This is a genomic window from Chitinimonas lacunae (assembly GCF_042650885.1).
GTDB classification, from domain to species: Bacteria; Pseudomonadota; Gammaproteobacteria; order Burkholderiales; family Chitinimonadaceae; genus Chitinimonas_A; species Chitinimonas_A lacunae.
The window spans coordinates 1,878,850-1,893,395 of record NZ_JBHSBU010000001.1 but is presented as its reverse complement, the minus strand read 5'-3'; the positions used below and the strand labels follow the sequence as shown (position 1 = coordinate 1,893,395).

Here is a 14,546-nt window from a genome sequence, read left to right as displayed (position 1 = left end):
CGGCCTCGCTGCTGGGGACGGTGGCTGTGATTCCGCGCTAGCCGTCGCCGGAGGGAACGGACGGCGCCGCGAGTCAAGGCGTTGCTCCAGCATAGCAGGTCGGCAGCGGCTCCGGGGGCGACCCTTAGGTGGCCATCAGTTCGGCGTAGTTCTGTTCCGGCACCCGCAGCAATTTGAGCAGTTCATCGAGCGGCGTCGTGTCCAATCCGGCCAAAGCCAGCAGCGGTGGCGGCAAGGCGGCGGCAATGGTCTCGTCGTCTTCCTCGGCGGCGAAGCTCGTGCTGATGTGCTGGGCCAGCCATAGTACGGCGGCAAGTGGGGAGGGCGGTTCGCCTTGGGTCGGTGCGGTCTGCTGGCCGATGGCTTCGGCAAGCTGGTCGGGAAAGTGCCACTGCCGGGCCAGCGCGACGCCTACCTGGGGAAAGTCGAAGCCCAGCTCCGCACCGCCTCGACGCAGCATTTCTGCCGTCTCGGGGGAAAAGGTCTGCACGCACAATTCGCCCAGGTTATGCATCAGACCGCAGGTAAAGGCCAGATCGGCACCCAGCCCAGTCTGACGCGCCAAGCCTCGCGCCAGGATGGCGACTTCGAAGCTGTGGCGCCAGAAACGCACCCGGTCAAAACCCTGCGGCGTAAAGGCACCGGTAATGCCGGCGGCGATCACCAGCGTTCGCAGCGTATGAAAGCCCAGTATCACGACCGCCTCGTCGATACTGGCGATCTGGCGCTGATTGCCATAGTGGGGCGAGTTGGCCAAACGCAGCACCCGCGCCGCGATGATCTGGTCGCGCGCGATCTTGCGGGCCAGAAGATGAAGATCGGCGTCTTCGTCGTTAAGACTGGCGAGCAGTTCGCGCACCACATTGGGCATCGGCACCAGGCGGTTGGTGTGCTCCAGCAGATCGGTAAGCGAGGCAGGCATAGGCGGTGGCGCGAAATGGACTCATCTCAGTTTAGCTGCTGTGCGTGCAGGAGCAGGAGGGAAGATGGAGGGGGACTGTCGTAAGAGAAATGGAAATAAATATGAAGAATATTTACTAGATTTAGATTTTTTTGTAACAATATAAATATTTTAAGTCATAAAGCATCCTGCTAAAAGCTGTACGCATCATCCAAGTGGCAGCCCTGGTCTCTATCACCCTCTACCTCAGTTCTCGTCAGGAATGGTGTCCAAGCGCGCGAGGCGGGCGCTCACCTGGCGTCCAAGTCCGACCCGAACCAGGTCCGGATGCGCTGAAAAAGCATGATGGTGGATCCGTCTAATCCCTCAGGGCATTTCCGAAAAACTCGACGTCAGCGGGTCCGGATACAGCGCGTCAGCTTCAGGCCGTGGACTGTAAGGTTCCGTGCCGGATACAGCGCCAATTGAGGGGGCTGTTGCGGCCGACGCGGCCTAGCGCATGAAAAAAGGGAGTCCGAGGACTCCCTTTTCTTTGCTGCGTTCGACTTAGCGCTTATCGGCGTCGTCGTGTTGAGCCGGCGGCTCGGTCGAAGCGGCCATCTCGTGGCGGGTTTCGACCAGGACCAGTTGCTCCTGCACCATGGGGCGCGGTTCGAGCTGCTGGCTGTCGCGCCGACGGCGGCGGGGTGAGGTGGACTCGGCTTCTTGTGCAACCGGCGGCTCGACCGGGGCCATCCGGGTGGCGACCTGTACCAGACCGGCTTCTCCGGGAGTGCCGATGGAAGCGACGATGGTATCGGCCGCGACGGCGGCTTTGCGCGCGGGCTTGCTCTCGCTCGGCGCCGGGGCCGCTTCGGTTTGCTCGGCTTTGGCGATGGCTGCCACCTCGGCCGGTGCAGCCTCGACCGGCTTGGCCGGTTCGGCTTCGACCGGCGCTGCGTCGGCAGCGGCGGGCTCGACCGGTGCGGCGGCAATCGGCGCGGCTTCGGCTGCTTCACTGACTGCGACGGGTTCGACGGCTTTTTCCGCTGCCGATTCGGCTTCTGCCTCGGCACGGGCGGCTTCGGCGCGGGCCGTTTCGCTTTGGCGGCTGCGTCCGCCGCGGGCGGGCTTGACCGGTTCGGCGATCACGATATCGCGCTCGCTGACCTGAGGCGGTTCAATGGGCGCTGCCGCGACGGGTTGCACGACCAGGGTTTCCTCGACGGCTGGAGCAGGCATGCCTGCCGTGTCGACCGGCGTTTCGACCACGCGCGGTTCAGCGGTCTCGATTGGCTCCGGGACGCTGCTGGCTTCCTCGCGGGGGCGGAGCGGCTCGACCGGCGCCACGACTTCGGCATGCGGTTCGGTGACCGGCGCTTCGGCTGTCGTCTGCACCGGTTCTGCGTCCTTGGCGACGGCTTCGGCGGCTTCGCTGCCCGTTTCGGGCGTTCCCTGGGTGCTGTCTTGTTCCTGCACCACACCGGCTTCGGCATTGCGCTCGCCACCACGACCACCACGGCGACCGCGCCGACGACGGCCACGGCCTTCCTGCTCCATGGTCTCGCCTTCGAGCGCTACGGCCGGGATGCTGTCGCTGGTCAGGGCATCGACTTCCTGCATTGGCTGCTTGACCTGGGCTTCCTCGCTGCGCGGCTCGCGTTCCTGGCGCGGCTGGCGTTCGCGTTCCTGACGCGGTTCGCGCTCAGCGCGGCCTTCGCGTTCCTGGCGCGGTTCGCGTTCAGCGCGGCCTTCGCGTTCCTGGCGTGGTTCGCGTTCGGCGCGACCTTCGCGCTCCTGACGCGGTTCACGCTCGGCCCGGGCTTCACGTTCCTGACGCGGTTCACGCTCGGCCCGGGCTTCGCGCTCCTGCCGGCCCTCGCGGCTCTGCGACTCGCTGCGCTCGCGCCGTTCCTGGCGCGGCGGACGCGGCTGCTCGTCTTCCTCGATCCGGGGCTTGCCGCTGGGGCGGCGGTTATCGGCAGGCTTGGCGTCGTTGCGGGTATTGCTGCGGCTGTCGCCGGTACGCGGCGCTTCGCGGCGCGGACGGGCGGGCTTGGGCGCGGCTGCCGGCGGTGCGGCGGTTTCGGCATCCTCGCCCTTGAACCAGCGCACGATACGTTGGATCAACGACGGCTTTTCCTGCGGTTGGGCCGGCTGCGCCACCGGTTCGGCGGCGATCGGGGCCGGTTGGGCCGGGGTGATGCCTTTGACAGCGGCTTCCTGGCGCGGCTTGGCGCTCTCGGCCACATTGCCGTGCTGATAGCCTTCCTCGGCCGGGGCTTCCATCATCTTGTACGACGGCAGCATCTCGTCGCCGTGATTCAGATCGTCATGACGGAAGCGGATGATCTTGTAGTGCGGGGTTTCCAGATGGATGTTGGGAATCAGCACCACATTGACCTTGAGGCGCGATTCGATTGAGAAGATATCGGCCCGCTTCTCGTTGAGCAGGAAGGTGGCGACATCGACCGGCACCTGAGCGTGGACGGCGCCGGTGTTCTCCTTCATCGCTTCTTCTTGCAGGATGCGCAGGATATGCAGGGCCGACGATTCGATGCCGCGGATGAAACCGGTGCCGTGGCAGCGCGGGCAGGGCTGGTGGGCGGTTTCGCCCAGTGACGGTTGCAGGCGCTGGCGCGACAGTTCGAGCAGGCCAAAGCGCGAGATCTTGCCGGTCTGGACCCGGGCGCGGTCGTGGCGCAGCGCTTCGCGCAGTCGGTTCTCGACTTCGCGCTGATTGCCGGCCTTCTCCATATCGATGAAGTCGATCACGATCAGACCGCCCAGATCGCGCAGTCGCAACTGGCGGGCGATTTCATCGGCGGCTTCGAGGTTGGTGCGGACGGCGGTTTCTTCGATATCGCCGCCTTTGGTGGCGCGGGCCGAGTTCACATCGACCGAGACCAGGGCTTCGGTATGGTCGATCACGATGGCGCCGCCCGAGGGCAGCGGCACTTCGCGCGAGAAGGCGGTTTCGATCTGGTGTTCGATCTGGAAGCGCGAGAACAGCGGAACGTCGTCCTTGTAGAGCTTGACCCGGTTGACGTTGCCCGGCATCACATGGCTCATGAACTGGCGCGCCTGTTCATAGATCAGCTCGGTATCGATCAGGATTTCGCCGATATCAGGCTGGAAGTAATCGCGGATGGCGCGGATGACCAGGCTGCCTTCCTGATAGATCAGGAACGGGCCGCCCTGGGCGCCGGCGGCGCTTTCGATGGCGCGCCACAGTTGCAGCAGATAGTTGAGGTCCCATTGCAGCTCTTCGCTGCTGCGGCCGATGCCGGCGGTCCGGGCGATGATGGACATGCCGCTCGGGACATCGAGCTGGTCCATCATGGCGCGCAGTTCCTGCCGGTCTTCGCCTTCGATGCGACGCGATACGCCGCCGCCGCGCGGGTTGTTGGGCATCAGGACCAGATAGCGGCCGGCCAGCGAGATGAAGGTGGTCAGCGCGGCGCCTTTGTTGCCGCGTTCGTCCTTTTCGACCTGGACGATGACTTCCATGCCCTCCTTGAGGGCGTCCTGGATACGGGGGCGGCCGCCTTCGCTGCCTTCCTGGAAGTAGGAGCGGGCGACTTCTTTGAACGGCAGAAAGCCGTGACGTTCGGTGCCGTAATCGACGAAGCAGGCTTCGAGGGAGGGCTCGATCCGGGTGATGATCCCCTTGTAGATATTGCTCTTGCGTTGTTCCTTGCCGACGGTCTCGATATCGAGATCGATGAGCTTCTGGCCGTCGACGATGGCGACGCGCAGCTCTTCGGCTTGCGTCGCATTGAACAGCATGCGTTTCATGGGACGGTTCTCCCGCACCCGGACCTGGGCGCGGACGAGCACACCGACGGCGTCAGCGACGCCGGCGTTGGGTGGTTATGCGGGTTTGGCTGCGCTTGGCAAGATGGCTCGTTCCCGTCGACCCAGTGGGTTTCGCGGCTGCGGGGCGTACCCGCGCGCGGGTGTACTCGTCTCGTGCTGGCGATCGCTGAGTGGCGGTCGCCCGATGTCCGGTTCGTGCGTCTGTATTGCGAATCAAGTACCATCGCTGCTTCTCGAAAACCCGGTTCGCCGGGTTTTTCATTTGGTGAGCGACGTTAACCAGCCACCGGCTCGGTGGCTTGGGTCCCGTTCCCTCTAGGCGTCTGCCTTGCGCACGATGGCGCTCGGATCAGAATACGGTCCGGCGCGGCAAGAGGGTGTCGACGTGGCGATAAAGAGCGGGATTCGAGAACCGCGCGAGCCGGTCGCGCGTGAGATAATCCGCCTGACATGGGCCGGGACGAGGTGTCGGAGAAGCTACCAGACCGGCGACGGCGGATTCGTCCGAGGCGGGCGGCGACCTTGTGGGAGCCGATTTGCTGAGCCCAAGACTAGCGAAGTATAAGACAAGATGACCACCCCGAGCAAAGTTTCCTATCTGACCGTAGACGCCGAACAGGCGGGCCAACGGCTCGACAACTTCCTGATGAAGCACCTGAAAGGGGCGCCGAAATCGCTGATCTACCGGATCGTCCGTTCAGGCGAAGTCCGGGTCAACAAGGGGCGGGCCGACGTCACCTATCGGATGCTCGAAGGCGACCAGGTGCGGGTGCCGCCGTTACGGCTGTCCGAGCCCCAGCCTCGACTCGAAAGCGAGCAGGCGGCGCGGGGGCCGGCGCTGCCCATCGTGTTCGAGGACGAGGCGCTGCTGGTGATCAATAAGCCGGCCGGCCTGGCCGTCCATGGTGGCAGCGGGGTCAGTTTCGGAGTGATCGAGCAATTGCGCGCCCTGCGGCCGACGGCCAAATTCCTGGAACTGGTGCACCGGCTCGACCGCGAGACCTCGGGCCTCTTGCTGGTGGCCAAAAAACGCAGCGCCCTGGTAGCCCTGCACGAGATGCTGCGTGACGACCGAGGTATCGATAAACGCTATCTGGCGCTGGTCAAAGGCTGCTTTCCCGATCCGCGCCGTCATGTGCGCTTCAAACTGCTCAAATACGTCACCGAGAGCGGCGAACGCCGGGTGCGGGTCGGGCCCGAGGGGCAGGAGGCGCATACGGTATTCAACCGCCACCGTCGTTTCAGCGACGCGACCTTGCTCGAAGCCGAACTCAAGACTGGTCGTACCCATCAGATCCGGGTCCATCTGGCCCAGGCGGGCTTTCCCATTCTCGGTGACGACAAGTACGGCGATTTCACCCTCAATAAGCTGCTGCCGCGCCAAGGGCTGAAACGGATGTTCCTGCATGCCTGGCGTCTGCGTCTGCCTCATCCCTTGACTGGAGTGCCGCTTGAGCTGGAAGCGGCCCTGCCGCAGGAATTGAGCAGCTACCTCGACAGTCTGGAGGTGCTGGGCGATGACTAAGCGCTTCGATCTGATCGTGTTTGACTGGGATGGCACGCTGGCTGATTCGACGGCGCTGATCGTCCATGCCATCCAGGCCGCCTTTGCCGAGGCGGGGCGCCCGGTGCCAAGCCGCGAGGCAGCGAGCTTTGTGATCGGCTATGCGCTGCCCGACGCGATGCGCTATCTGGCACCTGATGCCAGCGACCGGGACCTGGCGTTGATCATGGATGGCTATCGCGCTCACTATCTGGCCCGTGATGGGGAAATTGCCCTGTTCGAGGGGGTGGCTGCGGCATTGGCACGGTACAAGGAGGCCGGCCACTGGCTGGCCGTGGCCACCGGCAAATCGCGCCGGGGGCTGGACCGGGCATTGAGCAGCGTGGGGTTTTCCGATCTGTTCGATATCACCCGCTGTGCCGATGAATGCCATTCGAAGCCGCATCCGCAGATGCTCCATGAAATCGGTGATTACCTTGGGGTGATCGCCGGACGCACGGTGATGATCGGTGACACCACCCATGATCTTCAGATGGCTGGCAATGCTGGTACGGCCGCGCTGGGGGTGGGCTATGGGGCGCATCCACGTGCCGAGCTTGAAGCGCTGGCACCGCTGGCGGTATTCGACAGTTTTGCGGAGCTGGATCGATGGCTGAACGAAAATGGCTGATCTGCCGTAGCGAGGACCTGACCGATGGCGGCCTGGGGCGGCGTTTCCAGGCCGAGTGGCACGGTGTGCCGGCGCCGGCTTTCGTGGTGCGCTGGATGGGGCGGGTTTATGGCTATCTCAACGAATGCCAGCATATCCCGATCGAGCTCGACTTCAATGAAGGCGACTTCTTTGACCTGAGCAAGCAGTATCTGGTCTGTGCTACCCACGGCGCGTACTATAGGCCCGATAACGGGCTGTGCCTGGGCGGTCCCTGCAAGGGGAGGCGGCTGACCCGATTGACGGTGGTCGAGCAGGAGGGCGAGGTCTATTACCTGCCCGACGGTGAACTAGGGGACAAGGTGTGAGCGAGCAGAACTGGGAACGCGAAGTACTGGAGCGGCTGGTCGTCACCGCGTTGCAAGAGCAGCGCAAGAGCCGCAACTGGGGCATCTTTTTCAAGCTATTGGGTTTTTCCTATCTATTTTTGGTGCTGGCGCTGATCTTTGGCTGGAAAAGTGCCAGCAGCGCCGATCCGGTGCGCACTGGACCACATACCGCCCTGGTCGAATTGCGCGGGGTCATCGCCCCGGGCAGTGCCGCCAGTGCCGAGAATGTCATCGAAGGCTTGCGTGCAGCGTTCAAAGACAACAACACCAAGGGCGTGGTGCTGCGCATCAATAGCCCGGGCGGCAGTCCGGTCCAGGCAGGCCAGATCAATGATGAAATCCGCCGTCTGCGCAAGCTCCATCCCGATGTGCCGCTCTACGCGGTGGTCGAGGATATCTGCGCCTCGGGTGGCTATTATGTGGCCGTGGCGGCTGATAAGATCTTCGTCGACAAGGCAAGCCTGGTCGGTTCGATCGGTGTGCTGATGGACGGCTTCGGCTTTACCAGCGCCATGGACAAGCTCGGAGTGGAGCGGCGATTGCTGACTGCTGGCGAGAACAAGGGCTTTCTCGATCCGTTCTCTCCGCAGAATCCTGAGCAGGTCCAATATGCCAAGACCATGCTCGGTGAAGTCCACCAGCAGTTTATCGATGTGGTGCGGCAAGGCCGGGGCAAGCGGCTCAAGGAAGACCAGACCTTGTTCTCCGGTCTGATCTGGAGCGGCGAGAAGAGCGTGGCGCTGGGCTTGACCGATGGTCTGGCGAGCGCCGATACGGTGGCACGCGATGTGATCAAGGCCGAAAACCTGGTCGATTTCACGCCGCGCGAGTCGTTGGTGGACCGCTTTGCCCGCTCGCTTGGCACTGCCGCAGGCGAGCAGCTGGGCACCACCTTCGAACTCAAGATGCGCTAAGCTCAAGCAGACGGCCCGTCTGACCAGGGAGAGGGCGATGGCGCGCAAGACCAAGCACGAAGAGCACGAGAATCATGAACGCTGGCTGGTGTCCTATGCCGACTTCATCACGCTGCTGTTCGCTTTTTTTGTGGTGATGTACGCCATCTCCCAGGTCAACGAAGGCAAGTACCGGGTACTGTCCGATTCCCTGGTACTGGCCTTCAACAAGCAGCAACCCACCAGTCCCACCCTGATCCAACCCAATACCCCACCGACCGGCTCGGCCCAGCCCAAGCTGATCGATCTGCCTTTTCGCAATAATCGCGCGGCCCAGGAGCGGCAGCAGCAAGCCGAGAAAATGAAGGATATGGCGCGCGATCTGCAAAAGACCCTGGCCTCGCTGATCGAGGAGGGACAGGTCAGGGTGACGGAGAGCCGACGGGGGATTGCGATTGAGATCAATGCCAGTCTGCTGTTTCCCACCGGATCGGCCACGCTGGACGCCAAGTCGAGCGAGACCCTGCTGACCATCGCCCGCAAGCTCGCGGCTGCCGAGAATCTTATCCAGATCGAAGGGCATACCGATAATCAGCCGATCCGCTCGGTCCAGTTTCCTTCCAACTGGGAATTGTCGGCAGCACGGGCCGGGACGGTGGTGCGCCTGTTCGAGAGTGCCGGGGTCGGGGCGCGTCGGTTGGTGGCCATCGGTTACGCCGACAACCGGCCGCTTGATGGCAACGACAGCTCGGAAGGCCGGGCGCGCAATCGGCGAGTGGCGATCCAGATACTGTCGGATGCGAAGGAGGAAGTGGCTACCCTGCCGATACCTGAAGCTGATGGGCAGTAGCCAGCTTCTTGAAATGGAAAGAAAACTGCAAATCCTTTGCAATACATGTTGTCGAATTAAAACAGAAATGAAATAAATTGACCGCCGCCTTGTGCGGGTGGTCTAGGTGGAGGCAATCAGGCTTTGCCCAGAGAGTGGCCCGAGCTGCTCAGGCGAGGCTGGCCGTAGGCGTCGTAGGAGAGATTGCCGGCGCGTTCGTTCTGGAACAGGGCGATCATCTGCTGGTTCTGCTGCTGGCGGGTATTGATCAGTTGACCGTTGGTCTGATTGAGGGCGCTGGCGTGACGGGCTTTCTGTAGCAGGTCGCGCCATTGTGCCGCGAGGGCGGGGAAGTCGGCTGCTGGCAGTCGGGTGACGGCAAGCATTTCATGCGGGACATTGTCGTCGATTGCTACGCCGTTCAGATCAAACAGGCGTTTGCGTTCGCGTGCGAGCATTTCCAGAGTCTGTGCACGCTCGGCTTTCTGTTTGGCAATCTCGATCAGATCGGCGAGATCGTTGGCGATCAAGGCCGCCTGCTCGCGTTCGAGCACGGCGATAAAACGATCGAGCTCAATAAGCTCCGCCGCGAATGCCTGGGATAGCAGCGATTCCAAAACTTACCCCTTGTCGGAGAGCAGTTCCTTGACGCTGGCCATCAGCTTGTCGGCGATGGCATCGGGGCGGATGGTAAAGCGGCCTTCGGCGATTGCCTGTCGGATTTCGGCCACTTTGTTTTCATCGATGACCGGCGTGTTGGCGAGATTGGCTTCCATCGCTTGTAGTTTGGCGCTGAAGGCATTGACCTCGACGCTGTCGCCGCGTTGTTCCGGCGCGGCGGTCTCGCCGGTGGCCGCACGCGTCGTCGTGCGGCTGTCGGTGGGGCGGGTCAAACCGGTAAGAAGCGGTTTGCCGCTGTTGTCGATTTTCATGATTTAGCCTCTACTTCCCATAGCCTCGCGAAACCCCGGAGGTATCCTACGTGCCTTATCGGACGCGGAGCAAGGAACTTTAGACCTGGTTAACAATATTTTTTCCTGATCCGCCCGCTTGCTCTGGCAACGGTTCTGCCTTGGCTTGCTCAAAGAATTTCGGCTAGATTCAGGTCAACTTGACGATAGAACAAAAGACGCGAGCGACACGATGAATATCATTTCTCCGCGCTTTGGTGCCCTCGATATCGACGACAGCACCACCATCTGCTTTCCGCAGGGATTGCCAGGCTTCGAACATTGTCACCAGTTCAAGCTGCTGCATGAAGACGTGCCCGAGCCCAAGGTGTGGTGGCTGCAATCGCTTGATGACCCTGATGTGATATTCAGCCTGATCGAGGCGGGGATGCTCGGGGTCAACTATCAGATTGTGTTGAGCGATGCCGAAGCCGAGCTGCTTCAAGTCAACGATCCCAACGATATCGCCCTGTTACTGACGCTGAGCCGTCAGGACGGCGGCGGTGAAATCCGTGCCAATACCCAGTCTCCCATCCTGCTCAATGTGGCTAGCCGGCTGGCGCTCCAGAAAGCCGGGCTGCGGGCCGAGATTGTCTTTACTAATGAGTAGGTTTCCCTGCCGCTCCCGGACACATGCTTGGTGTCCGGGCTTGTCAATCTTGTGGTTCCCGGGCGTTCCGCTATGATGGCGCGGTTTTGCCGGGAAGCCGGCTTGGACCTGTCAGACAAATTATAAGAATGTCGTCGTCCCGCCGGCCCGTGCGCTTGCCGCCCCGGACCCGACGGCATTCCCCGTGGATTGAGCGCCCTTAGGCGCGGCGCCGGATGCTTCACACGATGAAAACCACCTTTCTCGATTTCGAACAGCCCATTGCCGAACTCGAAGGCAAGATCGAAGAGCTTCGCTTCGTCCAGGACGATACGGCGGTCGATATCTCGGTCGAAATCGGCCACCTCCAGAAAAAAAGCCAGGAGCTGACCAAGACCATCTACGCCAAGCTCACGCCTTGGCAGATTTCCCAAGTCGCCCGGCATCCGCAGCGGCCGCTGACACTTGATTACATCCAGGGACTGTTCACCGATTTCGAAGAGCTGCACGGCGACCGTACTTTTGCTGACGACCCGGCCATCGTTGGCGGCCTTGCCCGTTTCAATGGCCAGTCGGTGATGGTGATCGGCCAGCAGAAGGGGCGTGATACCAAGGAAAAGATCTACCGCAACTTCGGCATGCCCAAGCCAGAAGGCTACCGCAAGGCACTGCGCCTGATGCGGCTGGCCGAGAAGTTCGGTATCCCCGTGCTGACCCTGGTCGATACCCAGGGTGCCTATCCCGGCGTCGGCGCCGAAGAGCGTGGTCAGAGCGAGGCCATTGGCCGCAATCTGTTTGAGATGACCCAATTGCGGGTGCCGGTGGTGGTCACGGTGATCGGTGAAGGCGGCTCGGGTGGGGCGCTGGCGATTGCCGTGGGCGACGTGGTGCAGATGCTGCAATACGCCACCTATTCGGTGATCTCGCCCGAAGGTTGTGCCTCGATTCTATGGCGTAGTGCCGACAAGGCGCCCGAAGCCGCCGAAACCCTGGGTATTACCGCCGCCCGTCTCAAAACCCTGGGGCTGATCGACAAAGTCGTGCCGGAACCGCTGGGCGGTGCCCATCGCGACCCGCAGGCCATGATGACCACGCTGCGCAAGAGCCTGCAAGACGCGCTGAAAAACCTCCAGGACAAACCGATCGATACCTTGCTCGAAGCCCGTTACGAGCGTCTGCTCGGCTATGGCAAGTTCAAGGAAGAGCGCGGCGGCTGAGGCCGATCCGCTTTATCGTCGTTTTGCAGCCACCGCTGCTGCAACGCTGAAGCCCGGCACGGCGGTCACGTTGGCCCTGTCGGGCGGACTCGATTCGGTGGTGCTGCTCGATCTGCTGTGGCGCTATCGCTGCGCCACGCCGTTTCCGCTCGCCGCCTTCCATTTCCACCACGGACTCAACCCGCAGGCCGATCACTGGCTGAGCTATTGCCGCGAGCTGTGCGCCCGGCTCGCCGTGCCTTTTTCCTGTGGCCATGCCCGTCTGACGCGCCAACCGGGCGACAGCCTCGAAGCGCTGGCGCGCGAAGCCCGTTACGCCGCGCTGGCTGAACTTGACTGCGACTATATCGCGCTGGCCCATCACGGCGACGATCAGGCCGAAACCGTGCTGTATCGGCTGCTGCGCGGTGCCGGTCCGCATGGCGCGGCAGCGATGCTGCCGCTGCGTCCGTTTGCAGCAGGGTGCCAGCTCTGGCGCCCGCTGCTGGCCGAGCCGCGCACCGTTCTGGCCGACTATGCCGCCCTGCGCGGCCTTGGTTGGATCGAAGACGACAGCAACGCCAGCCTGGACTACGACCGCAACTACCTGCGTCACCAGGTGATGCCGGTGCTACAGGCCCGCTTTCCGGCCGCCGCCGCCACGTTGGCGCGCAACGCCCAACATTTCGCCGAAGCGGCCGGATTGCTCGATGAACTGGCCAAGGCCGACGCAGGATCGACCGATCCACATTCCCCGGACGCCACGCTCCCCCTTTCATTGCTGACCGACCTGTCCCTCGCCCGCCAACGCAATCTGCTGCGTTGGTTCCTGGCCCGCCGTGCCGATCTGCACCCCGACACCAGCCAGCTCAACGAGCTGCTGCGTCAGCTGCTGTCGGCGCGCGCCGATGCCGTGCTGGCCGTGCGGCTAGGCGGCTGGATGGCCCATAGCTATCGGGGGCTGCTGTATCTGGAGCCGCGTGCTGAGGCGATTCCTACGATCGAGCCGGCCTGGGCCGATGGTGCCACGCTCGCACCGCCCAGTTGGCCCGGCAGGCTGTCCTGGTCGCCCGCTGCCGACGGGATTGCCGCGCACTGGCTTCCCGGCCTCGAAATGCGACCGCGTGAAGGCGGAGAGCGGCTAAGGTTGCGGTCGGATGGGCCGTCACGCCTGCTCAAGCATCTGTTGCAGGAGGCTGGTATTCCGCCCTGGCGGCGGGGAGGCTGGCCCCTGTTGTGGCAAGGCGAGGTGCTGGTGGCGGTGCCTGGGGTGGCGATTGCAGCGGCTTGTCGTAATTCGACGGGAGCAGGCTGGCAGCCTATATGGCAGTGGGGAAGAGGAAATATTTAATTTTTCTTTCTGTCCAGCCATACTTCTTGCAAGTATTTTTCAGGATATTTGTATTTGATCCCTCTCTCCACTAAGCAGGCTTGCCTGGCCTCAATTGGGATAAGGCCGCGTTGAGACAATACCAGCTCGATTTTGCGGCAAGGTGGAGATTGCGTGTGGATAGGGAGATATTTTGATTTTTCTTGCCTTTCCTTGCCCTTATCTTGCAAAAAAATTTCTGAATATTTTCATTTAGAGCATTTCCATTTAAGCCGGAGTCACCGCTAAGCCTGCACGCTTGCGCTTTGCGGTTCGGATATGCTGACTCCGAATTGGCAGGAAATGCGCTAAAGGCTTTTCCTGCCTGCAAGACCCGCTTCCTGGCTTACTGGGCGCTGGCCTGCATCACCGGCGTGATGCCGAGTTGGCGCAGCCGTCGTGCCATCAGATCGGCTTCTTCGCGGGTTTTGAACGGGCCGATCTGTACGCGCATCTCTAATCTGGCGGGGATGCCGGCGCTTTCGAGGCGGGAGATCAGCTTGTCGGCGTTCTCGGCGCTTTGGAACACGCCGGCCTGGACCGTATAGCCTTGACTGCCCGCCGGCAGCACGCCTGCTGCGAGTGCGGCGATGGCCTGTTCGGTGGACGGACGGCTTGGGTCCCGATGCGGTGGCGGCAGGATGGCTGTGCGTAATGGCGTGCCGGCCACCACCTGCGGTGCATCGGGCGGAATGGGATTGGCGACTACCGGGCGGGCCGGGGCCGAGGCCAGGCGGATTTCCGGTTCGGTGGTGCGTCTGGCAGCCGGTGCGGGTGGCGGGGCGGCCGGTGCGGGTGCAGCGCCCGGGGAGGTGGCGGGGGCGCTGCCGGGTGCCGGTGCATTGCCTGGTGAAGCCGGTGCGCGGCCAGGGGCCATGGGTTGACTGGTGGCAGGTGCGCTGGGTTGCGAAGCAGCCGGGGCGCGGTTGGGAGCGGGGATCTGGCCGCCTGTCGCGGGCTGGGTCAGCGAAGTCGAGGGTTGAGCCGGCCTTAACGGTTGGGCGGCGTTGGCGGGAGGCGGGTTGGGGCCAGTGGCTGGCGCCGGTGCTGTCGGGGTGGCTGTGGCGCCGTCGGGGTCGGAAGGTACGGCTTCGAGTCTGCCGCTGGCTGGTGCGGGCACGGGAGCGGGCTGGCTGGCCGATGGCGGGGTCAGCGGCAAAGGCTGTCCAATGGCTGCCGGTGCCGTGGTGTCGGGCACTGGTTGTAGGGCCGGGGTGACCGGGGCCGCTTGCGGTGGTTCGGTGACGGGAGGCAGTGGAGCGGGAGTCGGCTCGGCTGGAGGCTGGGCCTGCACCGGATTGATACGGGTGCTGCTATCTTCGGCGACGGTGGGTTTCTCGAACTGGTTGAGCAGGGTAATGGCCAGGGCTACCAGAACGATCAGGCAGATGGCGATGACCAGCCGTTGAATCAGGCGTTGCCGGATCTCCTGCTGTGCGGCCAAATCTTCGTCGTGTAGCGAGGCTTGTCCCATAAGCT

The 14,546-nt window shown here is 63.0% G+C and carries 13 protein-coding genes; 8 read left to right on the top strand and 5 right to left on the bottom strand.

Annotated elements, in window-relative coordinates:
- Positions 1 to 124 precede the first annotated feature (124 nt).
- Positions 125 to 922 (bottom strand): HDOD domain-containing protein, encoded by a 798-nt coding sequence (locus ACFOW7_RS07700; RefSeq protein ID WP_378162786.1) that lies wholly within the window; start codon positions 920 to 922, stop codon positions 125 to 127.
- 525 nt (positions 923 to 1,447) lie between these two features.
- On the bottom strand, positions 1,448 to 4,678 hold the full coding sequence (locus tag ACFOW7_RS07695) for an Rne/Rng family ribonuclease (protein ID WP_378162784.1): 3,231 nt from the start codon (positions 4,676 to 4,678) through the stop codon (positions 1,448 to 1,450).
- A 592-nt stretch (positions 4,679 to 5,270) separates the two neighbouring features.
- On the opposite strand from ACFOW7_RS07695, the gene ACFOW7_RS07690 reads away from it, so the two are divergent.
- The 5 genes from ACFOW7_RS07690 to motD are packed head-to-tail and all read left to right on the top strand — an operon-like array spanning position 5,271 to position 8,984.
- The gene (locus ACFOW7_RS07690; RefSeq protein ID WP_378162782.1) at positions 5,271 to 6,224 is read left to right on the top strand and encodes an RluA family pseudouridine synthase; all 954 of its coding nucleotides are present in this window, start codon (positions 5,271 to 5,273) and stop codon (positions 6,222 to 6,224) included.
- Entirely contained in the window at positions 6,217 to 6,873 is a 657-nt protein-coding gene (locus tag ACFOW7_RS07685; protein WP_378162780.1) for an HAD-IA family hydrolase, read from the top strand. Before ACFOW7_RS07690 ends, ACFOW7_RS07685 begins: the two co-directional genes overlap by 8 nt.
- A complete protein-coding gene (locus tag ACFOW7_RS07680; RefSeq protein WP_378162778.1) occupies positions 6,852 to 7,220 on the top strand; it encodes a Rieske (2Fe-2S) protein in 369 nt (122 codons plus the stop codon). The genes ACFOW7_RS07685 and ACFOW7_RS07680 overlap by 22 nt, the downstream gene beginning before the upstream one ends.
- A complete protein-coding gene (locus tag ACFOW7_RS07675; protein ID WP_378162776.1) occupies positions 7,217 to 8,155 on the top strand; it encodes a S49 family peptidase in 939 nt (312 codons plus the stop codon). The genes ACFOW7_RS07680 and ACFOW7_RS07675 overlap by 4 nt, the downstream gene beginning before the upstream one ends.
- Positions 8,156 to 8,192: 37 nt before the next feature.
- Complete coding sequence (gene motD, locus ACFOW7_RS07670) at positions 8,193 to 8,984, top strand: flagellar motor protein MotD (protein ID WP_378162774.1); 792 nt, start codon at positions 8,193 to 8,195, stop codon at positions 8,982 to 8,984.
- Between the two features lie 116 nt (positions 8,985 to 9,100).
- Here the strand turns inward: motD and ACFOW7_RS07665 are convergent, their stop codons facing one another.
- Complete coding sequence (locus tag ACFOW7_RS07665) at positions 9,101 to 9,580, bottom strand: flagella synthesis protein FlgN (RefSeq protein WP_378162772.1); 480 nt, start codon at positions 9,578 to 9,580, stop codon at positions 9,101 to 9,103.
- Between the two features lie 3 nt (positions 9,581 to 9,583).
- Complete coding sequence (gene flgM / locus ACFOW7_RS07660) at positions 9,584 to 9,895, bottom strand: flagellar biosynthesis anti-sigma factor FlgM (protein WP_378162769.1); 312 nt, start codon at positions 9,893 to 9,895, stop codon at positions 9,584 to 9,586.
- 211 nt (positions 9,896 to 10,106) lie between these two features.
- Here flgM and fliW point away from each other — a divergent pair, with 211 nt between their 5' ends.
- The 3 genes from fliW to tilS all read left to right on the top strand — a co-directional run bounded on the left by fliW (position 10,107) and on the right by tilS (position 13,049).
- A complete protein-coding gene (fliW, locus tag ACFOW7_RS07655; RefSeq protein WP_378162767.1) occupies positions 10,107 to 10,523 on the top strand; it encodes a flagellar assembly protein FliW in 417 nt (138 codons plus the stop codon).
- A gap of 227 nt (positions 10,524 to 10,750) precedes the next feature.
- Positions 10,751 to 11,719, top strand: a complete 969-nt coding sequence (locus ACFOW7_RS07650) for an acetyl-CoA carboxylase carboxyltransferase subunit alpha (RefSeq protein ID WP_378162765.1) — start codon at positions 10,751 to 10,753, stop codon at positions 11,717 to 11,719.
- Positions 11,688 to 13,049, top strand: coding sequence for a tRNA lysidine(34) synthetase TilS (gene tilS, locus ACFOW7_RS07645; protein WP_378162763.1), 1,362 nt, complete (start codon positions 11,688 to 11,690; stop codon positions 13,047 to 13,049). Before ACFOW7_RS07650 ends, tilS begins: the two co-directional genes overlap by 32 nt.
- Positions 13,050 to 13,413: 364 nt before the next feature.
- Here tilS and ACFOW7_RS07640 read toward each other — a convergent pair whose 3' ends face one another.
- Positions 13,414 to 14,541 carry an SPOR domain-containing protein gene (locus tag ACFOW7_RS07640; protein ID WP_378162761.1) on the bottom strand — a complete coding sequence of 376 codons (1,128 nt, stop codon included), beginning with the start codon at positions 14,539 to 14,541 and terminating at the stop codon, positions 13,414 to 13,416.
- Positions 14,542 to 14,546 lie beyond the last annotated feature (5 nt).

What these genes read in the sequence shown, in the direction of transcription:
- ACFOW7_RS07680 (WP_378162778.1), top strand. Translation starts at nt 6,852, where the DNA reads ATGGCTGAACGAAAATGGCTGATCTGCCGTAGCGAGGACCTGACCGAT.
- ACFOW7_RS07685 (WP_378162780.1), top strand. Translation starts at nt 6,217, where the DNA reads ATGACTAAGCGCTTCGATCTGATCGTGTTTGACTGGGATGGCACGCTG.
- motD (WP_378162774.1), top strand. Translation starts at nt 8,193, where the DNA reads ATGGCGCGCAAGACCAAGCACGAAGAGCACGAGAATCATGAACGCTGG.
- ACFOW7_RS07640 (WP_378162761.1), bottom strand. Translation starts at nt 14,541, where the DNA reads ATGGGACAAGCCTCGCTACACGACGAAGATTTGGCCGCACAGCAGGAG.
- tilS (WP_378162763.1), top strand. Translation starts at nt 11,688, where the DNA reads ATGGCAAGTTCAAGGAAGAGCGCGGCGGCTGAGGCCGATCCGCTTTAT.
- ACFOW7_RS07650 (WP_378162765.1), top strand. Translation starts at nt 10,751, where the DNA reads ATGAAAACCACCTTTCTCGATTTCGAACAGCCCATTGCCGAACTCGAA.
- ACFOW7_RS07690 (WP_378162782.1), top strand. Translation starts at nt 5,271, where the DNA reads ATGACCACCCCGAGCAAAGTTTCCTATCTGACCGTAGACGCCGAACAG.
- ACFOW7_RS07695 (WP_378162784.1), bottom strand. Translation starts at nt 4,678, where the DNA reads ATGAAACGCATGCTGTTCAATGCGACGCAAGCCGAAGAGCTGCGCGTC.
- ACFOW7_RS07700 (WP_378162786.1), bottom strand. Translation starts at nt 922, where the DNA reads ATGCCTGCCTCGCTTACCGATCTGCTGGAGCACACCAACCGCCTGGTG.
- fliW (WP_378162767.1), top strand. Translation starts at nt 10,107, where the DNA reads ATGAATATCATTTCTCCGCGCTTTGGTGCCCTCGATATCGACGACAGC.
- flgM (WP_378162769.1), bottom strand. Translation starts at nt 9,895, where the DNA reads ATGAAAATCGACAACAGCGGCAAACCGCTTCTTACCGGTTTGACCCGC.